The 24,445-nt window shown below is 52.8% G+C and carries 26 protein-coding genes and 2 tRNA genes (1 of these 28 cut by a window edge); all 28 read right to left on the bottom strand.

The window, feature by feature from the left end; genetic code table 11:
• Positions 1–709, bottom strand: the 5' end (the start) of a protein-coding gene (lysS, locus tag BJQ97_RS00430) for a lysine--tRNA ligase (protein WP_160155130.1). 776 nt of this gene lie to the left of the window's left edge; the window shows 709 of its 1,485 coding nt (coding positions 1–709); the start codon lies at positions 707–709; its stop codon lies off the left edge, out of view.
• A gap of 90 nt (positions 710–799) precedes the next feature.
• Positions 800–1,801: a tRNA dihydrouridine synthase DusB gene (gene dusB, locus BJQ97_RS00425; protein WP_160155129.1), complete on the bottom strand. Its 1,002-nt coding sequence runs from the start codon at positions 1,799–1,801 to the stop codon at positions 800–802.
• 16 nt (positions 1,802–1,817) lie between these two features.
• Complete coding sequence (locus BJQ97_RS00420) at positions 1,818–2,039, bottom strand: helix-turn-helix domain-containing protein (RefSeq protein ID WP_011229587.1); 222 nt, start codon at positions 2,037–2,039, stop codon at positions 1,818–1,820.
• Complete coding sequence (gene folK, locus BJQ97_RS00415; protein WP_160155128.1) at positions 1,991–2,518, bottom strand: 2-amino-4-hydroxy-6-hydroxymethyldihydropteridine diphosphokinase; 528 nt, start codon at positions 2,516–2,518, stop codon at positions 1,991–1,993. The genes BJQ97_RS00420 and folK overlap by 49 nt, the downstream gene beginning before the upstream one ends.
• Positions 2,519–2,908 carry a dihydroneopterin aldolase gene (gene folB, locus BJQ97_RS00410; RefSeq protein WP_160155127.1) on the bottom strand — a complete coding sequence of 130 codons (390 nt, stop codon included), beginning with the start codon at positions 2,906–2,908 and terminating at the stop codon, positions 2,519–2,521. It lies immediately after the preceding gene.
• Positions 2,871–3,722, bottom strand: coding sequence for a dihydropteroate synthase (gene folP, locus BJQ97_RS00405; protein ID WP_201451642.1), 852 nt, complete (start codon positions 3,720–3,722; stop codon positions 2,871–2,873). The genes folB and folP overlap by 38 nt, the downstream gene beginning before the upstream one ends.
• Entirely contained in the window at positions 3,722–4,597 is an 876-nt protein-coding gene (gene pabC, locus BJQ97_RS00400; RefSeq protein WP_160155125.1) for an aminodeoxychorismate lyase, read from the bottom strand. The genes folP and pabC overlap by 1 nt, the downstream gene beginning before the upstream one ends.
• A gap of 5 nt (positions 4,598–4,602) precedes the next feature.
• Positions 4,603–5,178 carry an aminodeoxychorismate/anthranilate synthase component II gene (pabA, locus tag BJQ97_RS00395; protein WP_201451641.1) on the bottom strand — a complete coding sequence of 192 codons (576 nt, stop codon included), beginning with the start codon at positions 5,176–5,178 and terminating at the stop codon, positions 4,603–4,605.
• 5 nt (positions 5,179–5,183) lie between these two features.
• Entirely contained in the window at positions 5,184–6,605 is a 1,422-nt protein-coding gene (gene pabB, locus BJQ97_RS00390; protein ID WP_160155123.1) for an aminodeoxychorismate synthase component I, read from the bottom strand.
• A gap of 115 nt (positions 6,606–6,720) precedes the next feature.
• Positions 6,721–7,647: a cysteine synthase A gene (gene cysK, locus BJQ97_RS00385; protein ID WP_011229580.1), complete on the bottom strand. Its 927-nt coding sequence runs from the start codon at positions 7,645–7,647 to the stop codon at positions 6,721–6,723.
• Between the two features lie 86 nt (positions 7,648–7,733).
• Positions 7,734–8,624, bottom strand: a complete 891-nt coding sequence (gene hslO, locus BJQ97_RS00380) for an Hsp33 family molecular chaperone HslO (RefSeq protein ID WP_160157505.1) — start codon at positions 8,622–8,624, stop codon at positions 7,734–7,736.
• Positions 8,625–8,632: 8 nt separating this feature from the next.
• On the bottom strand, positions 8,633–9,409 hold the full coding sequence (locus tag BJQ97_RS00375; protein ID WP_160155122.1) for a type III pantothenate kinase: 777 nt from the start codon (positions 9,407–9,409) through the stop codon (positions 8,633–8,635).
• A 126-nt stretch (positions 9,410–9,535) separates the two neighbouring features.
• Positions 9,536–11,431 (bottom strand): ATP-dependent zinc metalloprotease FtsH, encoded by a 1,896-nt coding sequence (gene ftsH / locus BJQ97_RS00370; RefSeq protein WP_160155121.1) that lies wholly within the window; start codon positions 11,429–11,431, stop codon positions 9,536–9,538.
• A 94-nt stretch (positions 11,432–11,525) separates the two neighbouring features.
• On the bottom strand, positions 11,526–12,071 hold the full coding sequence (gene hpt, locus BJQ97_RS00365) for a hypoxanthine phosphoribosyltransferase (protein WP_160155120.1): 546 nt from the start codon (positions 12,069–12,071) through the stop codon (positions 11,526–11,528).
• 11 nt (positions 12,072–12,082) lie between these two features.
• Positions 12,083–13,477 carry a tRNA lysidine(34) synthetase TilS gene (tilS, locus tag BJQ97_RS00360; protein WP_160155119.1) on the bottom strand — a complete coding sequence of 465 codons (1,395 nt, stop codon included), beginning with the start codon at positions 13,475–13,477 and terminating at the stop codon, positions 12,083–12,085.
• A 67-nt stretch (positions 13,478–13,544) separates the two neighbouring features.
• On the bottom strand, positions 13,545–14,519 hold the full coding sequence (locus BJQ97_RS00355) for a serine/threonine protein kinase (RefSeq protein ID WP_160155118.1): 975 nt from the start codon (positions 14,517–14,519) through the stop codon (positions 13,545–13,547).
• Positions 14,482–15,222 (bottom strand): vWA domain-containing protein, encoded by a 741-nt coding sequence (locus BJQ97_RS00350; protein WP_011229573.1) that lies wholly within the window; start codon positions 15,220–15,222, stop codon positions 14,482–14,484. Before BJQ97_RS00350 ends, BJQ97_RS00355 begins: the two co-directional genes overlap by 38 nt.
• A gap of 64 nt (positions 15,223–15,286) precedes the next feature.
• The gene (gene spoIIE / locus BJQ97_RS00345; RefSeq protein ID WP_160155117.1) at positions 15,287–17,767 is read right to left on the bottom strand and encodes a stage II sporulation protein E; all 2,481 of its coding nucleotides are present in this window, start codon (positions 17,765–17,767) and stop codon (positions 15,287–15,289) included.
• A 197-nt stretch (positions 17,768–17,964) separates the two neighbouring features.
• Positions 17,965–18,036, bottom strand: a tRNA-Glu gene (locus tag BJQ97_RS00340).
• A gap of 12 nt (positions 18,037–18,048) precedes the next feature.
• Positions 18,049–18,125: transfer RNA gene (locus tag BJQ97_RS00335), tRNA-Met, on the bottom strand.
• Positions 18,126–18,298: 173 nt separating this feature from the next.
• Positions 18,299–18,697: a S1 domain-containing RNA-binding protein gene (locus BJQ97_RS00330; RefSeq protein ID WP_025950917.1), complete on the bottom strand. Its 399-nt coding sequence runs from the start codon at positions 18,695–18,697 to the stop codon at positions 18,299–18,301.
• Between the two features lie 118 nt (positions 18,698–18,815).
• A complete protein-coding gene (locus BJQ97_RS00325; protein ID WP_160155116.1) occupies positions 18,816–19,187 on the bottom strand; it encodes an FtsB family cell division protein in 372 nt (123 codons plus the stop codon).
• A gap of 16 nt (positions 19,188–19,203) precedes the next feature.
• The gene (gene yabQ, locus BJQ97_RS00320) at positions 19,204–19,836 is read right to left on the bottom strand and encodes a spore cortex biosynthesis protein YabQ (RefSeq protein WP_160155115.1); all 633 of its coding nucleotides are present in this window, start codon (positions 19,834–19,836) and stop codon (positions 19,204–19,206) included.
• Positions 19,833–20,138, bottom strand: a complete 306-nt coding sequence (gene yabP / locus BJQ97_RS00315; protein ID WP_012820452.1) for a sporulation protein YabP — start codon at positions 20,136–20,138, stop codon at positions 19,833–19,835. Before yabP ends, yabQ begins: the two co-directional genes overlap by 4 nt.
• Before the next feature lie 123 nt (positions 20,139–20,261).
• On the bottom strand, positions 20,262–20,543 hold the full coding sequence (locus BJQ97_RS00310) for an RNA-binding S4 domain-containing protein (protein ID WP_160155114.1): 282 nt from the start codon (positions 20,541–20,543) through the stop codon (positions 20,262–20,264).
• Positions 20,544–20,556: 13 nt separating this feature from the next.
• Positions 20,557–22,017 (bottom strand): bifunctional methyltransferase/pyrophosphohydrolase YabN, encoded by a 1,461-nt coding sequence (gene yabN / locus BJQ97_RS00305; protein ID WP_160155113.1) that lies wholly within the window; start codon positions 22,015–22,017, stop codon positions 20,557–20,559.
• 6 nt (positions 22,018–22,023) lie between these two features.
• Positions 22,024–23,574 (bottom strand): putative polysaccharide biosynthesis protein, encoded by a 1,551-nt coding sequence (locus tag BJQ97_RS00300; protein WP_160155112.1) that lies wholly within the window; start codon positions 23,572–23,574, stop codon positions 22,024–22,026.
• 274 nt (positions 23,575–23,848) lie between these two features.
• Positions 23,849–24,385 (bottom strand): stage V sporulation protein T, encoded by a 537-nt coding sequence (gene spoVT, locus BJQ97_RS00295; RefSeq protein ID WP_011229564.1) that lies wholly within the window; start codon positions 24,383–24,385, stop codon positions 23,849–23,851.
• Positions 24,386–24,445 lie beyond the last annotated feature (60 nt).

The following is a 24,445-nucleotide window of genomic DNA, read 5'->3' as shown; positions in this document are numbered from 1 at the left end:
GTTTTAAATGGAGCTCGATGGCGATTCGCATATAAAGGGTCATATCCAATGCGTTATGATGCGTAATGAACGGGCGCGCCGCAGCGCCGCCAGCAACGGCGTGCATCATCGGCGTTTCAACTTCCAAATAGCCATGGCTGTCGAGATACCGCCGCATCGATTGGATGATTAAACTGCGGGTGATGAACGTCTTTTTGCTCTCCGGATTCATAATTAAATCGAGATAACGCTGGCGGTAGCGTTGCTCGATGTCTTTCAATCCATGGTATTTTTCCGGCAGCGGACGCAGCGCTTTCGTCAAAAATTCGTATGACGACACTTTGATGGAAAGTTCACCGACTTTTGTTTTAAACATCGTGCCGCGCACACCGACGATATCGCCAAGGTCAGAGATTTTAAACAGTTCGTACTGTTGTTCGCCAACATCGTCTTGGCGGACGTAAATTTGAATCTGCCCGGTGACATCTTGGATATGGGCGAACCCGGCTTTTCCTTTGCCGCGCTTTGTCATGATGCGGCCGGCGACGGCGACTTCAATTTGCTTTTCTTCAAGTTCCTCTTTCGATAAATCGCCGTACAGTTCAAACAGCTCTTGCGCTTTATGGGTGCGCTCGAATCGTTTGCCAAACGGGTCGACACCCAATTCCTCAATTTTTTTCAGCTTTTCCCTGCGGACGCGCAGTTGGTCGTTCAATTCTTCATGACTCATACCTCATTCACTCCATTTAGCGATTTTTTACGAAAAATACTGCCAGCGCTCGCTGGCAGTCCTCGGCTGCATGAACGTCGTCTCCGTTGTTTAAACGGCTTCGGCGTTCGCCGCTGCTTGGATTTCCGCTTCCTCAGCCACGTGAAGCAACAGTGCGGCCAGTTCGTCCCGCGTTTCACATTCATTGATGGCGTTGCGGATTTTCGCTGCGCCGCGAATGCCTTTTAAATACCAAGCAGCGTGTTTACGCATCTCTTTCACAGCGATATACTCGCCTTTTAAGGCAATTAAGCGGTCCAAATGCAACAGGCAGACGTCGATTTTTTCCCTCGGCGTCGGTTCCGGAATGAGCTCCCCGGTCTCTAAATAGCGGACCGTGCGGTAGATCATCCACGGGTTTCCAAGCGCCGCCCGTCCGATCATGACGCCGTCGACCCCTGTTTCTTCCAGCATCCGCTTCGCATCTTGCGGCGTTTTGACATCCCCGTTGCCGATAACCGGGATGTTGACGGCTTCTTTCACTTGCTTGATGATGTTCCAGTCCGCTTTTCCTTCATACATTTGCACCCTTGTCCGTCCGTGGACGGCGACGGCCTTCCCGCCGGCGCGCTCAACGGCTTGAGCGTTTTCGACGGCGTAAATGTGCTTTTCATCCCAACCGATCCGCATTTTCACCGTGACCGGTTTTTCAACGGCATCGACGATCGCGGCAACGACATCATAGACTTTATTGGGATCAAGCAGCCATTTCGCTCCAGCGTCGCAATTCGTAATTTTCGGCACGGGGCAACCCATGTTGATGTCGATGATATCTGCATTCGTATTTTTATCGACAAATTTCGCTGCTTTGACGAGCGTTTCTTTTTCGCCGCCGAAAATTTGCAAGCTGATCGGCTTTTCCCGTTCATCAATATATAACATGTTTAACGTCTTTTCGTTGTTGTATACGATTCCTTTGTCGCTTACCATCTCGGCGCATACAAGCCCGGCGCCGAATTCTTTGACGGTCAAGCGGAACGCGGAGTTGCATACGCCTGCCATCGGAGCGAGCACGACGCGGTTTTTAATTTCGACATCGCCAATGCGAAACATCGCAGATGCCTCCTTTCTACTTGTTCGATTCGAGTTTCGGGGGCGCCAGTTCTTCCACCGATATATTCAGCCGTTCGGCGATTTGTCCAACGAGCGAATCGGACGGCATCCGGTTCCCTCGTTCGATTTCACCAAGGATCGATACGGAAATGCCTAGTTCTTTCGCCAATCTTTCTTGCGTATATCCTTTCAACTTTCGAAAAGCGCGAATACGTCTTCCCCATCTTTCCGCTTCCATACATGAACTCCTTTTTTGTCAGGTAGTCGGCCAATGATGTCGATTAACGGCTCGGAAAGGTTCGGTATTGCCACGTGGGAGTTGACTTCCAACAACGGGATGAGCACGAATGCCCGCTCCGCCATGCGCGGATGCGGGATCGTCAGCTGCTCTGTTTCAATATTTTCATGATTATACAGCAAAATGTCAAGGTCTAACGTCCGTGGTCCCCAACGGATTTCCCTTTTTCTTCCAAATCGTCGTTCGATTTGCTGGGTCACGTCAAGCAAGGCAAACGGCGACAACGACGTCGCCACCTCGATCACCATGTTTAAAAACTTGCCTTGGTCGACATAGCCGACCGGATCGGTTTCATAAATCGATGAGCTCGATGTTACAAAAATTTCCTGATGATGATGGAGCGCTTCAATCGCAGAACGCAAATAGGAAACACGATCTCCGAGGTTGGAGCCTAAAGCGAGATATGCGATGTTTTCCATTTAACGACCCCTATCAATTTCGACTGCGACATGTTGATAATGGCCGCGAATCGGCGGATTCGGCTTCGTCACTTTGACAATGCAGCGCTGAACGGCGGGAAAGTCCGAGAGCAAATCGGCGGCAATCGCTTCAGCGACCGCCTCGATCAAGGCGAACGTCCGCTCCTCCACGATCACCCGGCAGCGCTCGTACACATCGGCGTAGTTGACGGTATACTCAAGACAATCGCTCCGCCCGGCGGGCTGCAAGTCCAGCTCCAACGTCACATCGACCAAAAATCGCTGGCCGAGGATGTTTTCTTCGCGAAACACCCCGTGATAGCCGTAAAACTCCATGCCTTGCACATAAATTTTATCGATGACCGCTCTCCCCCTTCCCAAGCATAGCATCCATCATTTTGGTCATGCGGGCGATCGGCAATACATCATGGACGCGGACGATGTGCACCCCTTTCACGATGCCGAGACAAACGGTCGCTCCTGTTCCTTCGACCCGCTCCTCGACAGGCACGCCGAGCACATGGCCGATAAATCGTTTGCGCGACGTGCCAAGCAAAATCGGATAGCCGAGAGCGGCAAATTCATCAAGGCGCCGCATCACCTCCAAGTTATGCTCGACCGTCTTGGCGAAGCCGATCCCTGGATCTAAAATAATGTTCTCATCTTTCACCCCCGCTTCTTTGACAATACGAATGCTTTCTTTCAAATCGGCGATCATGTCGGAAATCAAATCGCGATAGGCCATATCGCGGCGGTTGTGCATTAAAATGATCGGTGCACTATATGAGGCGGCGACGCGAGCCATATCAGGGTCCGCCTTGGCTCCCCAAACGTCGTTGATAATGTGCGCCCCAGCTTCCATGGCTTGCCGCGCCACTTCCGCTTTGTACGTGTCAATGGAGATCGGCACACTCACCGCCTTAGCAATCGCTTTGACCGCCGGAATGACACGGCGCAATTCTTCATCAAGCGGCACTGGATCCGCCCCCGGACGAGTTGATTCACCGCCGATGTCAATGATATCTGCTCCTTCCGCCACGAGCCGCTTCGCGTGCTTGACCGCGTTTTCCACGTCGTAAAACCGGCCGCCGTCGGAAAACGAATCGGGCGTGACGTTCACAATGCCCATGATCAACGTTTTTTTGCGCAAGTCAAGCTCATGCCCGCGGCATTGAAGCACAAGGGAACGCGTCAATGTTGTCATCATTGTTTCATCCTTTCTGCCAATTCGTTCCTCGTCCATAACGTATCGGTAAAGCGGCGGTAATGATGCTGCAACTCACGGGTCACCGGCCCATTTTTTCCTTGGTAAATGCGACGGCCGATGCGGTGAAGCGGCACGATTTCCTGCACAGAATTCGTGATAAATGCTTCATCCGCCTGCAGCAAGTGGGACAACGGATATACCCCTTCTTCCACCGGGATGTGCAACTGATTGAGCAAGGCCATGACGAATTGCCTGGTGATGCCGTTTAGTATGCCGACCGCCGGCGTCGGGGTGTAAACGATGCCGTCTTTCACCCAAAAAATATTGGAAACGATCCCCTCCGCTACCGCACCATCTGAATTCAAAAAAATTCCTTCCGCATGAGGTCGATGTCCGAGCTCCCATTTCCCAATTATATTGTTTAAATAATGATGCGACTTTAGTCGCTCATTGCCTTCCGGGCTGTTTCGCCTTGCCGCGAGCACCACCCCTTCTTTTCCTTCCGGAGGGACGGGCGGCGGAAGCGGCTTCATATAGACGATGACGGTCGGGTTTCGGTAACGTTCGCTCGGCAGGCCGAGATCGCCGACTCCGGCTGATACGTTGAAGCGCACATAAGCGTCGCGCAAGCCATTGGCCTCGAGCAACTGCTCGATGATCGCCATTGCTTCGGCGCGGTCGAACTGCCTTTCAATGTGAAGCTCAGACAGTCCTTTGTTCAATCGGGCCAAATGATCGTCAAGCAAAAAAGGGTGGCCGCTATATGTGCGGAATGTTTCAAATAAGCCGAGCCCATATAAAAAGCCGTGATCAAACGCTGATAACTGCGCTTCTTCGCGCGGAACGACCGCGCCGTTGATATACACGTACATGACTGTCACGCCTTTTTATACGTGTCGATAAAGTTTTTCAACAGCTGCATCCCATGGCTGGTCATAATCGATTCCGGGTGAAACTGCACGCCTTCCACCGGCAGCGTTTTATGGCGAATCGCCATCACTTCATCCTCTTCCGTCCAAGCCGACACGACGAAACAGTCCGGAAGCGTCTCTTTCTCGACGATAAGGGAATGGTAGCGCGTTGCCGTAAACGGGTTCGGCACGCCACGGAAAATCGTCTCCCCATCATGGTAGACGGACGATGTTTTCCCGTGCATCAGCCTTGGAGCGCGGACAACGCGGCCGCCGAACGCCTGGGCGATGGCTTGATGCCCGAGGCAGACGCCGAAAATCGGAATTTGGCCAGCAAACCGATCGATGACTTCCAGGCTGACCCCTGCCTCATTCGGTGTGCAAGGACCGGGGGAAATCATAATAAAATCGGGGCGGAGTCGTTCGATTTCAGCCACTGTAATTTCATCATTCCGTTTGACAATCAGCTTTTCTCCCAACACACCCAAATATTGCACCAAATTGTACGTAAAGGAATCGTAGTTATCAATCATGACGATCATCATTCTCACCTCATGCTCGGAAATAATGCCTCTGCTTCGCTCAGCTCTTTCGCTTTCCAAAGGGCAGCTGCTTTCTTTAAACATTCCTTGTACTCATGCTCTGGGTTGGAATCGATGACAATGCCCGCTCCTGCCTGTACATGCGCCAATCCGTCTTTGACAACCATCGTTCGAATAGCGATGTTTAGCTCCATATTTCCTTGAAAATCGATCCAACCGATCGAGCCCGTGTACAAGCCGCGGCGGACCGGTTCTAACTCCTCAATAATTTCCATTGTTCGCACTTTCGGGGCGCCGGTGATCGTCCCGCCAGGAAACATGGCGCGAATGACAGAAAACGCATCGTGCTCCGTCATCATGGTGCCGGATACGTGAGAAACGATATGCATCACATGAGAGTACTTTTCGATGGTCATCCATTCGTCAACCCGAACCGTCCCGTATGCACAGACGCGCCCAAGGTCATTCCGTTCAAGATCAACGAGCATGGCGTGCTCGGCCCGCTCCTTTTCACTCGCAAGCAACTTGCGAGCAATTTGTTCATCCTCTGACGCCGTCCGACCGCGCGAACGTGTGCCGGCAATCGGCCGCGTCTCAAGACGCCATCCCCGCTTGCGGACGAGCAGCTCCGGCGAGCCGCTGACGACTTGAAATTCCGGGGTATGCAAATACGCCATATAAGGTGACGGATTAAGGGTCCGCAGCTGCTTGTAGACGGCAAATGGATGCGTCACCAGCGGCTGCGACTGACGCACCGATAAGTTGACTTGAAACACATCGCCCGCCGCAATATAGCGTTGCACGCGGCGAACCGCATCCATAAACCTCTCTTTTGTCATTGAAACAGACGGCGCAGCTGTCGAGGCAGCAAGCGGCCAGGCCAGCGCTTCGTTCCGATCTTCGAGCCACATCCGTGCATGCCGAGCAAGCCGCCGGTTTGCTTCGCTTTCCTCCCCTTCATTCGCGTAGGCAAGCAAATGAAGCTGTTCAGTTTGGTGATCATAAATCGCTACGTCGTCAAAGAGGAAAAAATACATGAGCGGCAGCCGCAAATCATCTTGTGCAAACACCGGGAGCCGTTCTATATAGCGAACGGCATCATAGCTAATGAAGCCAATCAGTCCACCTTGGCAAGGCAACGACTCCCCCTCATCCGGCACTGCCAAACACCGAAGCCATTGCCGGAGCCCTTCGAGCGGAGAGCCATCGAGCACCGTTTCAACCCCGCGCTGCTTGATAACGAGCCGCCGCTCGTCAGCGCGGATCACTCCGATCGGATCAAGGCCGATAATGCTATACCTTCCTCCTTGGCCGCTCTCAAGCAGCACATGATGAGGCCGGCTATAGGCCAGCTGTTCGTACTGGCGGAACCAATCCCGTCCACGATAATCGATGGTTCGTTTCAGTCGCCTACGCCGCTGTTCCATCCTCGTCAGCTCCTTACGATGTCCATAGTTACTTTTATTGTACAATGATTGTCCGCTTGGGTCACCATCCTCGTAAAAAAATTCGACAGGGCTGCCCCTGCCGAAAAAGTCTTGCTTAGTCTTCAAATTGGTAAAGAGGCGTACTCAAATACCGTTCGCCGTTGCTCGGGATGATGGCGAGCACTTTTTTCCCTTTGCCGAGCTCTTTTGCCACTTTCAATGCCGCATGAATCGCAGCGCCGGACGAAATGCCGCCGAGAATGCCTTCCTCGCGAGCCGCGCGGCGGGCCGCCGCAAACGCTTCTTCCGTCGTTACCGTAATAACCCCATCGTAAATGCTCGTATCCAAAATATCCGGAACAAAGCCAGCGCCGATCCCTTGAATTTTGTGCGGACCCGGTTTTCCTCCCGACAAGACGGGCGAATCCGCTGGCTCAACGGCGTAAATTTTAATGTTCGGATATGCTTCACGCAATACTTTGCCTGCTCCGGTGATCGTTCCGCCCGTGCCGACGCCGGCAACAAACGCATCAAGCTGGTCGCCCATTTGCTCCACGATCTCTTTCCCGGTCGTCAAGCGATGGATTTCCGGGTTCGCCTCGTTTTTAAATTGTTGCGGCATAAAGTAGCCGTGCTCGCGGACGAGTTCTTCCGCCTTTGCGATTGCTCCGCGCATTCCTTGTGCGCCCGGTGTAAGCACAAGCTCGGCTCCATACGCCCGCAGCAGGTTGCGGCGCTCCAAGCTCATCGTATCCGGCATGACTAGCACCGCTTTATACCCTTTCGCCGCCGCCACCATCGCCAAACCAATTCCAGTGTTGCCGCTTGTCGGCTCAACGATCGTGTCGCCCGGCTTCAGCTTGCCCGCTTTTTCCGCCGCTTCAATCATCGCCAACGCGATCCGGTCTTTGACGCTGCTGCCCGGGTTCATAAATTCCAGTTTCAAATACACATCCGCGCTGTCTTCATCAACGATGCGGTTTAGTTTCACGGCCGGCGTATCACCGATCAATTCGGTTATCGAGTTGACTGTGCGTGCCATTGTTCCACCTCTAATCCCCATTAATTTTATCGACTTTGTATCCAATGTATCAACTATTGGCGTAATTGTCAATCATTTTACTGTTTTCATTCTTTTTTTGCCAGTTGTCTCAACTGTTCCAGTTCGGCTTTGTCGAAATGGTACGTTTCATTGCAAAAATGGCACGAAGCTTCCGCCTGCCCTTCTTTGTCGATGATATCTTGGATTTCCTCGGGTCCTAGGCTGATAAGAGCATCAGCGATCCGCTCGCGCGAACAGCGACAGACGAATGACACCGGCATCGTTTCCAGCACGCGCACACCCCCGTCGCCCAACAACTGCTCGAGCATTTGCTCCGGTCCGAGTCCGCTTTCAATCATGCGCGAGACAGGTGGAATTTGTTTCAGCCGCTCTTCAATGCGAATGATCGTGTTCTCCTCCGTCCCGGGCATCAGCTGGATGATAAATCCTCCGGCGGCTCGGATGGTATGGTCGGGATTGACGAGCACCCCGACGCCAACCGATGACGGAATTTGTTCGGACGAAGCAAAATAATACGTAAAATCATCACCGAGCTCCCCGGAGATAAGCGGCACTTGTCCGGTGAAAAAGTCGCGCAGCCCAAGATCCTTCACAACTGTCAACATCCCATTTTTGCCGACCGCCCGGGCGACATCGAGCTTCCCATGCTCGTTCAGCTCAAAATCCACATGCGGATTCGTTACATAGCCACGCACTTCCCCTCTGGCGTTGCTGTCAACCAAAATGACGCCGATCGGGCCGCCGCCGTCAATTTTAATCGTCAACATTTCCTCGCCTTTCAGCATCGCTCCCATCATGACACCGGCGGTCAACGCTCGACCAAGGGCCGCTGAGGCGGTCGGCCACGTTTGGTGGCGGCGCTGCGCCTCGGCGACGGTTTCCGTCGTTCTTGCGGCATACGCTCTCACTTGTCCATCGTAAGCGAGCGCTTTCACTAAATAGTCTCCCATCGTCATCAAACCCTTCATCCTTTTTTCTCGGTGTTTTTCTCATACAACAGTTTTAAGCCGGTCAGCGTCAAAAATGGATCAACGACATCAATGACGTCCGATTCGCTGGCAATAAGCGGCGCGAGACCGCCGGTGGCAATCACCTTCGGCGGAACTTTGCTTTTCGCCTTCATTCGCGACACGATGCCTTCCACTTGTCCGACATAGCCGTACAAAATGCCGGCTTGCATGGCGCTGACCGTATTTTTGCCGATGATATCATCCGGACGGGCGATTTCAATGCGCGGCAATTTCGCTGCTCGCGCAAACAGAGCCTCCGTCGAGATCATAATTCCCGGGGCAATGGCCCCTCCCATATATTGTTTATGTTCATTAATATAACAATACGTCGTTGCCGTGCCAAAGTCGACGATAATGAGCGGGCTGCCGTACAAATGGATGCCGGCGACCGCGTTGACAATCCGGTCAGCGCCCACCTCGCGCGGATTGTCATATTTGATGTCGAGCCCGGTTTTAATGCCGGGGCCGACGATGAGCGGTTTGATATGGAAATATTTTAGACACATGCGTTCAAGAGCAAACATAATCGGCGGCACGACCGAGGAAATGATAATGCCTCGAATGTCGGAAAACTGCAAACCGACATGGTTCAAGAGCGCTTTGATCATCATGCCGTATTCGTCTTCCGTTTTCGAGCGGCTTGTTTCAATGCGCCAATGATGTTTCAGTTCGTCCCCGTCATACACCCCTAACACCGTGTTTGTATTGCCGACGTCCAATACAAAAATCATCGCTTCATTCCTCGCTTTTCCTCGATAAATTCCCATTCTTTATCATATCATACTTACGGGAAAAAAACTGTCCTTCTTTCCCTAGGCCGCCGGCAAAAAAAAGATGCCTCCGAACAGAGACATCGATTACTCTTTCTTTTGAATGTTAATTTTCACGTCGCCTTTATCTTGATCAGCCCTGTTGTTTCCGTTGCGGTCCGGCGGCAACGTGCCATGTTCGAACAAATGTTTAATTTGCTCCGCATCGAGCGTCTCGACTTCTAACAGCGTGTTGGCGATCAAATCCAATTTGTCCCGATGCTGGGTTAAAATTTGTTTCGCTTTTTCATAACACTCTTTAATGATGCGCTGAATCTCTAAGTCAATTTCATAGGCGATTTTATCGCTGTAGTTTTGCTCGTTGTGTAAGTCGCGTCCTAAAAACACTTGACCAGTCGGCTGGCCGAATTGCAGGGGACCAAGCTTTTCGCTCATGCCGAACTCTGTCACCATCCGACGCGCGATGTTTGTCGCCCGCTGAAAATCGTTATGAGCCCCTGTACTCACTTCATTAAACACGATTTCCTCGGCAACGCGCCCGCCGAGCAGTCCGGTGATTTTATCCATCAGTTCGGCTTTCGTCATAAAGTAGCGGTCTTCTTTCGGCAGCATGACTGCATAGCCTCCGGCTTGGCCGCGCGGCACAATCGTCACTTTATGCACCATTTCCGCATCGGCAAGCACCATGCCGATGACCGTATGCCCAGCTTCGTGAAACGCGACGATGCGCCGTTCTTTTTCCGAAATGACGCGACTTTTTTTCGCCGGGCCCGCAATCACCCGGTCCGTCGCCTCGTCGATGTCGCTCATATCAATTTTCTTTTTGTTGCGGCGCGCTGCAACGAGCGCCGCCTCATTCAGCAAGTTTTCCAAGTCGGCGCCGGAAAATCCAGGCGTCCGCATCGCGATTGTCTTCAAGTCAACCGATTCATCGAGCGGCTTGTTGCGGGCATGCACGCGCAACACCGCTTCGCGCCCTTTGACGTCCGGGCGGTCGACGGTAATCTGCCGGTCGAAGCGACCCGGGCGCAACAGCGCCGGGTCTAAAATGTCCGGCCGGTTGGTGGCCGCGATAATAATGATCCCTTCGTTGCCGTTAAAGCCGTCCATTTCGACGAGCAGTTGGTTGAGCGTCTGCTCACGCTCGTCATGGCCGCCGCCAAGGCCGGCGCCGCGCTGGCGGCCGACGGCGTCGATCTCGTCAATGAAGATGATGCACGGGGCATTTTTTTTCGCCGTCTCAAATAAATCGCGCACCCGCGATGCCCCGACCCCGACGAACATTTCCACGAAATCCGACCCGCTGATCGAGAAAAACGGCACGCCCGCTTCTCCAGCAACCGCGCGCGCCAACAACGTTTTCCCGGTTCCGGGCGGCCCAACGAGCAATACCCCTTTCGGAATGCGGGCGCCAAGTTCCGCAAACTTGCGCGGATCTTTTAAAAACTCGACGATTTCCACCAACTCTTCCTTTTCCTCATCTGCCCCAGCCACATCGCGGAAGCGGACTTTCCGCTTGTCATCCGTATACAGCCGCGCCCGGCTTTTGCCGAAATTCATCACCCGGCTGCCGCCACCCTGTGCCTGGTTCAAAAGGAAGAAGAACAAAATAAAAATAATAACAAATGGAATGATGGAAGTGAAAAACGTCACCCATCCGCTCGTTTCGTCCGCTGGCACGACTTCCACCCGCGTCCGCGCCGCCGCCGCATCGATGCGGTCAAGCACTTTGTCGCTGTTCATGACGTAGGTGGAAAAGTACTGCCCTTCGCTATATGTTTTCAACTGGCCTTTGATTTCATATACGCCGCGCTCCGGCTTAATGGAAAACGACTTGACATCCCCGCTTTCCAGATGAGTAATGAACGCATCGTACGTCATCGGCTCGGTCCGCTGGTTCGTGCCGTTAAAAAAGCTGACGACGCCGATCACGACGAGGAAAATCAGCAAATAAAAGATGGTATTGCGGAAAATCCGGTTCATTTCTTGCCTCCTCCCATATGAAACACACTATACTCAATACTATCATAGAAATTTGTTTCAATACAAACAATTCGGCCGTCGCCCAGCAACCGTTCTACTTTTGGTACACTTCCGGCTTTAAGACGCCGATAAACGGGAGGTTGCGGTATTTTTCCGCGTAATCGAGCCCATAGCCGACGACGAATTCATCCGGGACGATAAATCCCGTGTAATCGGCTTGAATGTCCGCCTTCCGTCCAGACGGCTTGTCAAGAAGCGTGACGATTTTGATCGAATTCGCCTTCCGATAGCGAAACAAATCGACCAAATAGCTGAGCGTCAGCCCGCTGTCGATAATATCCTCAATGATCAAAATATCGCGTCCTTCGACGGATGTGTTCAAGTCTTTGACGATTTTCACTTCACCGGATGAAACGGTCGCATTGCCATAGCTTGATACGTCCATAAAATCCATTTCCAAATATGTATCAATATGTTTGAGCAAGTCGGCCATAAACGGCATCGCCCCTTTGAGGACGCCGACAGCGAGCGGAAAACGGCCTTCATATTCTTTCGTTAACAAACCTCCGAGTTCTTTGACTTTTGCCTGAATTTCCTCTTCAGTGATCAACACTTTTTGAATATCGTCTTTCATCCCCATCTTTTTTCCTCCTAGCTGTTCATCGCCTGATAGTGCAGCAAAATATAGCGGGCTTGCCCACGGTTTTGCGCTTCCAAAGCCGATTTTTTCAAGCCAGGCACCCAAAGGATGCGGCCGTCGGCATCTTCGACAATCGGCCAGCGATCCCTTTCCATCCGCGGAATTTTTGCTTCAATGAAAATTTCTTTCAATTTTTTCGTTCCCCCCGTCCCTTTAAGCACCATCCGGTCGCCACGCCGACGCGTCCGCACGCGAAGCGGCAAGGAGACAGAAGCAGGATCCACGACGAACCAATCATTCCCGGCTTGCTTTCTTGGATAGTGTTCCCCAAATTCACTGATGATTGCATAGCCGTTTGGGAGGGGCAATAGCGCCGGAACCGGCAGTTCAAACCAATAGCCTTTCTCGCCGTTTTCTGCGCCAAAAGTAAACAAACAGCGGTCGTACGAGCGAATCACTTTGAGCCCTTTTGGCAAATCGATCATTCCGGAAGGGCGGCCGCGCTCACAAAGCATCAGTATATGGCCGATATGTACGGAAGTCAATGTCGGCGGAACGCCGCCATAAAGACGGAGAAGCAACAGCTGCAGCACCCGGCGCTGCAGCGGTCGCGGCAACGCCAAAAATGGTCCGATGGAAAGCGCCGCATCGCGGTGTTGTTTTTCCATTACTTTATTCAGCGCGTCCGCGGCTAATTCCTCCAAAAACTGCTCATCTTCCGCCATCATTTCGCTGTATTGCTGAAAACGCTCGTGCAGGCGCGGATTTTCCTCCCGTAGCAACGGGACAATATGATGGCGGAACCGGTTGCGCGTATAATCGTCTTTTTCATTGCTCGGATCGCGGCGTGGAGACAGCCCCATCTGACGGCAATACGCTTCAATCTCCGCCCGGCTGACAGCCAAAAACGGACGGATGAGATAGCCGCCGTGAAACGGCCGTTTGACGGGAATGCCGGCGTATCCTTTGCTTGTGCTGCCGCGCACAAGCCGCATTAAAATCGTCTCGATTTGATCGTCGCCATGATGGCCTACGGCGACGTACCCCGCTTGATGCTTTTCCATCAGTTCGGCAAAAAAGCGGTAGCGGCAGATCCGCGCCGCCTCTTGGGCGCCGAGATCTGCGCTGCGCTGAAAGGCCGGGACGTCGATTTTCGCAGTCTCACATAAAATACGGCGCTCCACGCAAAAACGTTTCACAAACTCCATCTCTTCTTCTGACTCCCGCCCACGAAACATGTGGTCAACATGGGCCGCTATGACCTGAAGCTTCCATTCGTCGCGCAGCGACAACAAAACGTGCAGCAACGCAAGCGAATCCGGGCCTCCGGAAACGCCAACGATGACGGCCGCTCCTTCTGAAAGCAGTTGATGCCTGTGGATAAAGGCGCGCACTTTGTCGATCATCCGAGCCAACCTCTTTGCGTTTCGTTCAGCTTCATCGTAACACGTCCGCCCTGTTTTCTCAAAAAAATTACATCGCCAGCTGCCAATATATATAAAAAGCATAAGCGCCCAGCAATGCGGCAGCGATGACCACCGTTTCGACAATCCCTCTCGCTTGGCGGCGCCGTTTCACCTGCCGCCCTGACCGACGGCTTGGCACTGCCTTTCTTTCGTTTTTCGTCGATGTATGGCGGGAAGAGGCGGCCAATAAGTCGCGACGCATATCGGCCGCCTTTCGATATCGGCCATCAAGCGCCTTTTGCAGCACTTCCTTGTATCGGGTTAAAAAGCGGTCCGTTTCGATGATGGACAACAGTTGCGCCCGACCGTCCCCCTTTTTCTCAATCGGCCCCGGGCAGCAAGAAGAAATCATCACCATCGCCGCCGCAAACAAGTCGTAAGATGGCTCCGCTTTGCGCGATCCAAGCCCCCAATAGCCGCGGTCATACAGCTCAGTAAACTCTTTTACCGCCCTTCCTTGCAGGGTCGTCCCGCCCACATCAAGCAACCGAACCGACGGCGGCGACCCGGTAACAATCAAATTATCCGGCTTTAAATCCCCAAATATCCATCCTTCTTGATGAAGCCGATCAAGCACCGACAACAGCTGCATCACGAGCACGGGCGCCCATTCTTTTCCACGTCGGCGGATGAAAGTAGCGAAATTCTCCCCTTCAATATACTCCATCACATAAAACGGGATCGTCTCCCGCGCAAACGGGCTTTGCCAGTCATCGGCTTCCAGCAAAGAAGGCCCGAGGGCGGCTCCCTGGACCTTAGCAAAACGGCGCAATATATTCATTTCCGATGTCAATGACGCATAGTCATCGCTCAACTTGACGGCGACGCGAGTCCCGCCGTTCTCCGCCAAATAGACAACGCCGTTCGCCCCGTTGCCAAGCCGCCGCAGCAGCCGGTAGGAACGGCCGTGCCATTTCCCAGTGATGACCGTACCAGGCGGCAAATTACAAAGACGATTCTTCGATGTATGGCTCATCGCCATCGCCGATCCAGCTCCTTAACGACCGTTTACGCTCAAAATAGGCGATTGCCTCGCGCAACGCCGGTCCGGTCGGCGTCAGCCCGCCCGACGCCAATTTCGGAAAGATGGTGGACAACTCTTCAATCCTTGGCGTCCAGTCGATCATTTTTTCGGCATGCGCCCGTTTTCCCGGGAAGATAAACACCGAAAAGCGGTTTTCGCCCATGCGCGCATTTAAGCTGAGCGATAAATCGATAAGCGCCTCTTTGACGGTCGGCAGTTTTGTTTTCATGCTCCCGCTCGTATCGATTAAAATGAGCACATCCAGAGCAACCGTTTCCCCGAGTTCATCGACGACTTCCATCACTTGGCCGCGCTTGTCCGGCGGCAAGTCCTCAAGTGAAACGTCAGAACCAAAGATTTGTTTCAACTCGCGATTGACGAGCCCTTGCAACGTCTGAGTCATCGCTTGGCGCGTCACCATTTGCACCGTTTGCGACAGCTGTTTCGCGTACACGACTTGGCTCATCCCGCCGCCAGCCGCGGCGATCGCTTCAATTTCCCGCCGTCCATTTTCATCCATCGCGCCTTGGTCCAAGATGCCGATCACGTTCACCGTAATGCCTTGCTCACGGGCTAGCGCCGCCATGGCGGCTGGGTCCTCACCATGATTGGAGCAGCCATCGGTAATGAGCAAAATTTGCCGCAATGTTCCCTTTCGCACGTTCGTTCCCTCCTTGGCGAATGTATTACCATCATCGCCGCAGGGGAACGTTTTTATACGCTAGCTATTGCGCCTTTTTCATATACATGTATGCCGGAATCGTCGCCCATTTCGGCGTATTATGCCGCACTTTGGCGACAACGACGGTCATATCGTCTTCAATCTCGCCGCCGCATTGGCGGATCACTTCCTCCATGATCAAATCGGCGACTTCCTGCGGGTCGTTCGTCTTTAATTCTTGAATTTTCCGCTTCATCCAAACATCATGGTTTTCGACGTTCATCGGCCCTTCAAATACACCATCGCTCATCATAATGAGCAAGTCGCCCGATTTCAGCTGCTCGGTGACAACGTCAAATTCCACTTCTTTAATGATGCCCATCGGCAAGTTGCTCGCTTCCACTTTCATCACCTTGTCACCGCGCTTAATAAAGCTTGGCGTCGATCCGATTTTCAAAAACTTCGTCGCCGCGTTTTGCAAGTCGATGATGGCCAAATCGAGCGTCGCATACATGTCTTCTGTCGTCCGCAATGCCAAAATCGAATTGATCGATTTGATGGCAATCGACTCGTCCATGCCCGTCTGCAAAATCTTTTGCAACAGGCGCAGCGTCTCGCGACTTTCGTCATGCGCCCGCTCCCCATTGCCCATGCCATCGCTGATGGCAACGGCGTACTTGCCGGCAGCAAGTTCAATCGTTGCATAACTGTCGCCAGAAATGAACCCCCCTCCTTTGGCGGCAAACGCGACGCCCGTTTCGACGACGAACGCTTTCGTCGAGCCGAAGGCGACGCGGCAGTAGCCGTTCGGGTAGGCGGCACACTCTTCGCGCTTGACGACGATCGTCTCTCCTAAAATATCTGACAGCATCGGGGCGATCAGTTTTTCGCACTCACCCCGCCCTTCGCAGTAAGGAATGCTCATTTCAATATCGATATTTCCTTTTTCCAAACTGTAAATGTCGACATGGCCCACTTCGATGCCAAACTCTTGTAGCGCATGGTAAATTTGTTCTTCCTGCAAATAGTGATTTTCCTGTTCTTTTTGCATTTCTTTGGCGAAATCGTCCATCACTTGCGAAACGCCCAACAGCTGTTCAGCAACAAGCTTCCGGCTTTCGTGGATTTGCCGTTTGAGCTTGCGGTTTGCTTGATAAGCAACCATCTCTTTTTCAATCGCGTCGACGACTTTGCCGGCCTTGACGCAATACCGCTCCCACTCGCGCAGCAACTGATGGTTTTGCGACAATGTTTTTTCGTCCGCCTCGCCCATCATCTGCTTCATGTACGCATAGGTTGTACGAAAGTTGTCCGCCCAGCATTGCGTCTTCTTAAAGCACGTTTGGCACGTTTTTTCCGTGATGTCGCTCAAAAAATAGTCGACTTCACGGTCGCTGTATTCATTGGCATCCGGAAGCGGTTCAGGCGAAAAGCTTTCCGCCAGCGCCTGAAAGACGTTGGAAAACTGCGAGACGCGTTGCACTGTCATATCACGGATTTTCCGGACGTATTGTTGCTGCTCATTTATATATTCTGCCGTCCCGGGAATGTATTTGGCGATTTTCTCCGTCAGTGAACGGGATGTACCGAAAAACAGCATAATGGCGATGCCGGATTCAAGCAACGTCGGCACAAGCTCACTCTTCCCTTCGCCGTATAAACCAAGCAACAGCGTCGCGACGAGGAGGCCGAACGCCACCCCTAGTTTTTTCCCTTCCCTCAGCAACCCGCCAAGCAGCCCGGCGAAAGCAAGCAAGCTCATTTCCGACAAGTTGCCGACATTTGCCAAGCTCAGTACAAGTCCGGTGACAACGCCGACGGTGGAACCGGTCGCCGCCCCGGCGACAAACGCGAACAACAAAACGAGGTAGCGCGACATCACATGCTCAAGCGACAAACCGTACACAGCCCAGCCGATCATCCCGGTCAACATCGAGGCGAGCAAAATGATCAACGAAATGATCTCTTCCGCTCGCAACGCATGTTTATGCTTCTGCACTGTCAACAACGGGATGCTTTGCATAAAAATCAAGGTCAATACAAGCGACAGCCCGGCTTCGACGACCGACATGGCGGCGCCGTAGACCGACCGCTCTCCGAGCCAATAATAGGAGATTAGCCATTTGGCGGAAAGAGACAGCACAAACACAACAAATGGAACGATTTTCAGTGACTCACTGATCACCCTCCGCACCCATCCGTAAATAAAGAGAAAACCAAAAATGGAAGCGCCGACAAACAGCGCCACATCAAACGACAGCGTCAAAGCACCGGCCAACAGCGAGATCAACGCAAAAGCGGCCTTGTCGCGGCGCAGCATATAGACCGAAACGAAAAATGGCAAAGCGAACGGGGTCAGCTTCGATAAAATCAGCGCTCGTCCAAGCAAAAAGCCGACAAGGAGAAGCAAAAAGCCTTGATGGATGAACAGATGACCAAGGCGCAGCTTCACATGGCGCATCCAGCGCGACACCGTTGCTTGCGTGTCATGAATCGGCACTTCCGAAATGCTGCGGCGCACCGTCCCTCTTTCTACTCTTTCCATTCCCGATCCTCTCCTTCACCTTTCTATTACCCCCTATTATATCGCTTCAATTGTCAAAAATTTGTCAAAACCACAGAGAAAAATAAAAAATCGTTCGACGCTTTCCACGGCAAAACGCGGTCAACAGGCTTGTTCCGACAGAAAGAGACAAAAAAGAAAAACGAGCATGTCGCTTGATGGCGCATGCTCGTTTGCGATGACCCGTACGGGATTCGAACCCGTGTTACCGCCGTGAAAGGGCGGTGTCTTAACCACTTGACCAACGGGCCATTTTTGATGGTTGGTGGCGGTGGAGGGGATCGAACCCCCGACCTCACGGGTATGAACCGTACGCTCTAGCCAGCTGAGCTACACCGCCGTGTGACAACAGTTTATATCATAACGGAGGAGATGACGATTGTCAATACATATAGGCGGAAAATGCAAAGGGGAAATCTATCCTCTTATTCCATACAGAAACAAAAAAGCATCCATAGCGACGGATGCTTGTTTCCTAATTTGTCATCCTTCAAACAATCTTTCAGCAGCAAGTTACCCTCGTCTCGCTCCACGACCTCCCCGCTTCGACTCCGTATGACGGCGCAGCGATGCCAATCGGTCTTCACTCTCTTTTAAGAATCGGCTGATTTTTTGTTCTAAGCTGTCCGCCGCGGAGCGGTCGTTTGTCCGATGGCGCGGCCGCTGCGAAGAAGGCGTGTCTTTTGCTTTGCGGATGGACAAGCCGATTTTTCCATCTTGACCGACGTTGATGACTTTGACATACACCATATCGCCGACTTTCAGATGATCGTGGATGTCTTTGACATAGTTATCAGCTACCTCGCTAATGTGAACGAGTCCTGTGACCCCCTCCGGCAGCTCCACAAACGCGCCAAATTTCGTAATGCCCGTGACCTTGCCTTGTAACTTGCTGCCTACTTCAATCGACATAAAAAAAGTGCTCCTCCTTAAAACGCTTTAAAGATGGTGTTTTTTTTATTATAGCGAATGAAAAAAATGCGTGTCAATATGACGAATGCCCATAGAAAACGGGCATTCGCAGGCAAAATTATTTTTCCGGCAAGACGAAAATAATTTCTCCATCTTTCGATAAGTAATATTTTTTCCGCGCCAGCTCGGCGATATAGTCATCATCATGCAACTTTTTCATTTCCTCTTTCAGTTGCTTTTCCTTCCGTTCAAGCTCCGCAAGTTGCTCTTTCAGCTTTCGCTGTTCCACCGTTTTTGCATCGATCGCCTTCGCTTGCGAGTGCAAGGTGTAGACAAGAGCGGAGGCGAACATCGCAAACAACAATGACCAGACAACCAAACGGACAGCGACAGCCTGCCGTCTTCTCGCTGCCTTCTGCTTTTTCTCCTCATGCTCCGCTATGTACGTCGACGACAGCTTCGCCACATTCGTTCTCCGGGTCATGTTCATCGCATTTACACCTCTTTTACTGGCGCCATTTCACAAACCACATGCTTATTTTCTCTTTTGTATTCTTGATTTGTCCAGCAAATCCTTTTAAACGTCGAAAAATTTTTTCCACTCCGGCTCGTTTTTGCGGCGGCACCCGCCGCCAAATCATGATGCCCGTCCAACGCAGCGGAGCAAGCAAAAGGCGGATCATCTTCCAAACAGCCAGCAGCACAAACCGGACGATCCACAACAAAAGCCGCCAAGCGAACAATAGAAGTGCCAGCGCCATTTGCCCAAGGAGGATGAGCGGGCGCATGACCATGAGGCGGAACAGCTGAACGAGCGTCTGTCCGAGTCTTACCGCCAGCCCAATGAACCACTCGAGCACCCGAACATAAAAGGAGCGGAGCAAGCTTTGATAAGCGGCATATCCGCACAAAAGCGCGAGAAACAAATAAAAGCGAAGCTCGCCTTCATTGACGAGCAGAAGCACATAAAACACGATGAGCGCCTGCACCGCCCAAAACAGCACGTCATTCACAAAGACGAGCCAGTGCGCCCGCTCATGCCGTTTCAATATCCGGCTGTACGTATCCCACCCCAGGCCAAGCCAGCCGCCCATGCCAATCATCGCCAGCATGGTGTACAGCTGTATGCTGACATTCATTTGAACAACTTGCTAAAGAATCCTTTAGCCTTCTCCTGATGGTCATCTAAATAAACAAGGTCGAAAATGCGCCCTTTAATCGAAACAACGCCTTTGTCGACATCTAAGTTTTTCATCTGCAAGTTTTGCCCGCGGATGGCCAAAAACCCCATGACCGTCTCAAGCAAAAACTCCTCGTTGTCAAAGCTCTCGACTTGTTTCACCCCGGTGATGTCAAGAAGGCGCCGGCCGCGCATGATCACATCATGTTCCTGGACCGGACCTTTGTTCGTGCTTCCGCCAAATTCATCGTGTCGACTCATGTTCATCCCCCGCATTTCCATTTAGTTATAGAAAGCCGGCAAGGCCAACCGCCTTTTCTCATCCATTGTTTGTACCATATGTATGTCAGCGGGGGATGGTTTAGAACAAGCCTGCAGGACAAATTAGACGTCGTCTTGTTCCGGCGCCGGGGTGGTCCGTTCTTCGCGGATCAATTCGTACAGCCTGGTTGCCTCCTCTTTTTTCGTTGTTTCTTTTAGATCCGTCACTTTTACCGTTACCCGCTTTTGCCCAAATTGAATCGTCAATTCATCGCCGACTTTCACATCGGAGCTCGCTTTGGCGACATGGCCGTTGATCCACACTCTCCCTTGATCGGCGATTTCCTTCGCCAACGTGCGGCGTTTGATGAGGCGGGACACTTTTAAAAATTTATCAAGGCGCATTGCATGATCCCCCTTAACGTTCGTTTTCTTTGGCTTCTTCCCAAAAGCGGTCAAGCTCGGCGAGCGAAAACGAGGTGATCGACCGGCCGCTTTTTCGCGCTTGTTCCTCGATATAAGCGAAACGGCGGGCAAATTTGTCGTTGGCCATTTGCAACGCTTCTTCCGGTTGAATCCCGTAATAACGGGCAAGGTTGATGAGCGCGAACAATAGATCGCCAAACTCGCCGACAAGCCGATCGCGACGGCCGCCGGACGTTTCCGCTCGAAACTCGGCCATTTCTTCTTCGACTTTTTGCCATATCGGCGCGGCATCATCCCAGTCAAACCCGACTTTCGCCGCTCGTTTCTGCAGCTCGTACGCCCGCATCGTCCCTGGCAAACTTTTCGGAATGTCGGCAAGAATCGATTCCGAAAGCCCGCCTCCTTTTTCTTTCTCCTTGATCTTCTCCCAGTTGGCAACGACTTGTTCGGCCGTCTCGGCCGTGACATCGCCAAACACATGCGGATGGCGGCGGATCATTTTCGCCGTCAGCGTGCGGATGACGTCGTCGATCGAAAACAATCCTCGGTCGGCGCCGATTTGCGCATGGAGCATCACTTGCAGCAATACGTCGCCGAGCTCCTCGACCATATGATCATCGTCACCCTCGTCAATCGCCTCAAGCAGCTCATACACCTCCTCAAGCAAATAGCGCTTCAGCGACGCATGCGTCTGCTTCCGATCCCATGGACAGCCGTTCGGCCCTCTCAGCGTGGCGATGACGCGGCGCAGCGTCTCAAACCGGTGGTAAAGCAACGGCTCGTCCTTCACCGGCGGCACGTAGACGCTTGTCAAGTTGTCAAGCCCCGTCTCGCGGTCCAACTCATAAAGCGGCACGCGCTTTACTTGCTCGTCCTTCGTGCCTGCCGCGGTGACAATGTAGATCGGGTAATCGTAGGGAAGCTGCTCCATCAAAGAAAGCTTCACGTTCGAGGCCACAAACGAATCGTACACTTGACAAAAAACAGCATGCAGTGAAGGCGACCATTCCTCTCCTCGAAAAGTCGTCGCATCAAGCAACTGAAACCCTTCAATTGGATCGATGCGCACCGCCGTAAACAGCGCATCCAAAAAGCTTTGACCACCTTCGATAACGATTCGGCAGACGCCGCGCCGCTCAGCTTCGAAAAGAAGCTGCACCGTCCGCTCAGCAACAAGCGGATGGCCGGGAACAGCGTAAAACACATCGCCGCGCTTCGCCTGTTCCGTCAATCGATCGACGATGTCAGCGTACACATCAGCAAACTGCCCGTGTTTTTCATACACTTCATCAAATGACGTAAACGCAACCCCTTCCTCCGTAAGCCATTTGACCACCGGGTGTTCTTTCGTCCGCAAAAAGAGCGGATGCGCCCGCTTTAGCTTTCGGTACACGCCGATCGGCAGCTGTTTTACATCTCCGGCGCCGAGGCCGAACACATAAATCGTATTCATCGCGGATCACCTGCCTCCTAATCGTAGACGGAATTTATTAGCCAATGGGAAAGCTGCCAACTCCTGTTCAGAAAAAACACGGCCTTTCACAATGCACGCAAGATAGACGACAGCACCAACGGCAACCCCGCCAAGCGCCTCGGCGGCCGCCCATAGGCGCCCCTCGCTCGAGCTGTCCATCAGCCACCTATACCCATACAAGACGACGGCCATCATAACGGCCGCTTTCACGGTTGGGTACATGTATTTCCGGCCCGCCGTCCGATATTCACGCGGCAAAAAGGCGTATAAAAAGCCTGCCATGAGCGAATAAGCACCCGTCGTCGCCGCGGCGGCGCCAAGCGCTCCAAACCGCGGAGCAAGCCAATGCATAAGCGCGGCCTTCCCCGCCACTGCCAACGCCACGCCGGCAGCGGCCGTCCATTCCCTCCCCATTCCTTGCAATAATGCAGAGGCGGTCAACGCGATCGTCGTAAAAAAGACGGAGGCGGACAAGACGGCGAGAACCGACGAACCGTAGTCATTCTCGAACAACATTGCATTGATCGGTCGAATGAGGCAAATGAGCCCTAACGAAGCACCAAGCCCGATGACAACGGCAAGCCGGATGGACAGCGCTCCATAGGCGAAAACGGCACCTTGGCGGCGCACTCCGGAAAGAAGTGGAACAAGCGCCAATGAAAACGACGTGCCGACGACCGTGCCGAGCTGAATGAGCGGCTGACCGCGGTCGTACACTCCTTTTAGCCGCTGCACCTCATCGAGCCTTGCCCCCGCTTCCTGTAGAAGGGGAACGAATAAAAATGAATCGACGAGTGGAATCAGCGTCAACGCCATATTCGTCAAGCAAATGACCGTCCCCGCCGTCAATAAACGCCGGCCCACCTGTCGATCCCAAGCTGGCGTCGTGCGGTCCGCCGTTTTTAGCCGCCGGCCCCGGGGCAGGAAGAAAAGCAAAATGAAAAGCGCCGCCGCCATGCCTACTAGCGTGCCTGCGACCGCTGCCATGCCGCAAGCATAGACGTCGGCGCCGCGCTGCACCGCTCCATACGACAGCCCTAAAATCGCCGTCACCCGGACGAATTGCTCGCCAACTTGGGACGCCGCCGTCGGCGTCATATCATGCCGCCCTTGGAAATAGCCGCGCAACAACGCGATGGGCGGAAACAGCAAAAACGAAAATGAAAGCAAGCGCACGAGGGGCGTAAGCCGTCCATCGCCCATCGCCGAGGCAATCCCCCCCGCCCCTAGATACAGCGAAGCAAACAGGATGACGCCAAGGACGCTTAACACCAACAAAGAGACGCGCACACTAGCGGCAGCGCCCGCTTCATCCTGTCCCGCCAACCGCTCGGCGACAAGCTTCGAGACGGCAACCGGGTAGCCGGTCAGCGAGAGTGCGACGACGATGCCATAAATCGGGTACACTTGTTGGTAAATATAAAAACCAATGTCCCCGACCATATTTTGATACGGAACACGATACAAAGCGCTTAATAGTTTCGCGGCCAAAGCGGCGGCCGTTAAGATCGCCGCCCCTTTCCATACGTTTCCCATCCAGTTTCTCCCCTCGCATAGACAACCCACTCAACCTAGACGCCGGAGGGCGATAGAAGCCGCCAAGCGCCATTATGGCTACGCTCGATATTATAGCGCAACTTCCGCCTGTTGGACAAAGGTGATGGTCAACTCGCACGGCTCATGCACTGTTCCCCAAGCTAGGCGGATGAAAAAAGCAGGATGTGGAAGCGATTCCGGGATTCAAGACATCTGACGCCCCATTTGCCGGGCGGAAAAAAAGGCAGCCTTTGAAGCTGCCTTGTCGTTTCGCCTATTGTTCCATTTGTCGAGCCAAAAAGCTGGCGGCTGTTTCTACTGCTTTATGCTCCACTTCGCCAAGCGTTTTCTCGCGCGATAAAATGATGACTGCTCCGATCGGATCGCCGTTGGCGACAATCGGGCCGATCGTATACGACTTCAACGTTTCCGTCATCCCGTCAACGAGCTCGACTTCTCCTTCCTCCGTATGGAGGATGGAATTGCGGTCTTCCATGGCTTTTTCCACCAACGGGCTGACGCTTTTGTTCATATACTCTTTTTTCGAAACGCCGGCGACAGCGATGTATACATCGCGGTCGCAAATGAGCACAGGCTGACCGAGGCTGTCAAACAGCGCTTCGGCGTACTCTTTGGCAAAGTCGCCTAATTCACTGATCGGCGAATATTTTTTCAAAATGACTTCTCCATCGCGGTCAACAAATATTTCGAGCGGATCTCCTTCGCGAATGCGCAACGTTCTGCGAATTTCCTTCGGAATGACAACTCTCCCTAAATCATCAATGCGGCGAACAATACCGGTTGCTTTCATGCCTTGTATACCCTCACTTTCATCTAGGATTTGAAGGATACTCCGATGAGCCCTTGTAAT

The organism is Geobacillus sp. TFV-3 (assembly GCF_009901865.1).
GTDB classification, from domain to species: Bacteria; Bacillota; Bacilli; order Bacillales; family Anoxybacillaceae; genus Geobacillus; species Geobacillus thermoleovorans_A.
Note: the sequence above shows the minus strand (reverse complement) of the source record. Positions and strands in the feature narration are given on the sequence as shown.

Coding starts and splice junctions, on each gene's coding strand:
- BJQ97_RS00325 (WP_160155116.1), bottom strand. CDS start 19,187: ATGAACATGACCCGGAGAACGAATGTGGCGAAGCTGTCGTCGACGTAC.
- yabQ (WP_160155115.1), bottom strand. CDS start 19,836: ATGAATGTCAGCATACAGCTGTACACCATGCTGGCGATGATTGGCATG.
- cysK (WP_011229580.1), bottom strand. CDS start 7,647: ATGGCACGCACAGTCAACTCGATAACCGAATTGATCGGTGATACGCCG.
- ftsH (WP_160155121.1), bottom strand. CDS start 11,431: ATGAACCGGATTTTCCGCAATACCATCTTTTATTTGCTGATTTTCCTC.
- dusB (WP_160155129.1), bottom strand. CDS start 1,801: ATGTTTCGCATTGGCGATGTCGAAATTAAAAACCGCGTCGTGCTCGCT.
- hslO (WP_160157505.1), bottom strand. CDS start 8,624: ATGACGATGGGAGACTATTTAGTGAAAGCGCTCGCTTACGATGGACAA.
- tilS (WP_160155119.1), bottom strand. CDS start 13,477: ATGATCGACAAAGTGCGCGCCTTTATCCACAGGCATCAACTGCTTTCA.
- folP (WP_201451642.1), bottom strand. CDS start 3,722: ATGACAACATTGACGCGTTCCCTTGTGCTTCAATGCCGCGGGCATGAG.
- BJQ97_RS00300 (WP_160155112.1), bottom strand. CDS start 23,574: ATGGGAAACGTATGGAAAGGGGCGGCGATCTTAACGGCCGCCGCTTTG.
- folK (WP_160155128.1), bottom strand. CDS start 2,518: ATGGAAAACATCGCATATCTCGCTTTAGGCTCCAACCTCGGAGATCGT.
- BJQ97_RS00420 (WP_011229587.1), bottom strand. CDS start 2,039: ATGGAAGCGGAAAGATGGGGAAGACGTATTCGCGCTTTTCGAAAGTTG.
- folB (WP_160155127.1), bottom strand. CDS start 2,908: ATGCTATGCTTGGGAAGGGGGAGAGCGGTCATCGATAAAATTTATGTG.
- spoIIE (WP_160155117.1), bottom strand. CDS start 17,767: ATGGAAAGAGTAGAAAGAGGGACGGTGCGCCGCAGCATTTCGGAAGTG.
- BJQ97_RS00355 (WP_160155118.1), bottom strand. CDS start 14,519: ATGGCGATGAGCCATACATCGAAGAATCGTCTTTGTAATTTGCCGCCT.
- BJQ97_RS00310 (WP_160155114.1), bottom strand. CDS start 20,543: ATGCGCCTTGATAAATTTTTAAAAGTGTCCCGCCTCATCAAACGCCGC.
- yabN (WP_160155113.1), bottom strand. CDS start 22,017: ATGAATACGATTTATGTGTTCGGCCTCGGCGCCGGAGATGTAAAACAG.
- pabC (WP_160155125.1), bottom strand. CDS start 4,597: ATGTACGTGTATATCAACGGCGCGGTCGTTCCGCGCGAAGAAGCGCAG.
- BJQ97_RS00330 (WP_025950917.1), bottom strand. CDS start 18,697: ATGTCGATTGAAGTAGGCAGCAAGTTACAAGGCAAGGTCACGGGCATT.
- spoVT (WP_011229564.1), bottom strand. CDS start 24,385: ATGAAAGCAACCGGTATTGTTCGCCGCATTGATGATTTAGGGAGAGTT.
- yabP (WP_012820452.1), bottom strand. CDS start 20,138: ATGAGTCGACACGATGAATTTGGCGGAAGCACGAACAAAGGTCCGGTC.
- pabB (WP_160155123.1), bottom strand. CDS start 6,605: ATGGAACAGCGGCGTAGGCGACTGAAACGAACCATCGATTATCGTGGA.
- BJQ97_RS00375 (WP_160155122.1), bottom strand. CDS start 9,409: ATGATTTTTGTATTGGACGTCGGCAATACAAACACGGTGTTAGGGGTG.
- pabA (WP_201451641.1), bottom strand. CDS start 5,178: ATGATCGTCATGATTGATAACTACGATTCCTTTACGTACAATTTGGTG.
- hpt (WP_160155120.1), bottom strand. CDS start 12,071: ATGGGGATGAAAGACGATATTCAAAAAGTGTTGATCACTGAAGAGGAA.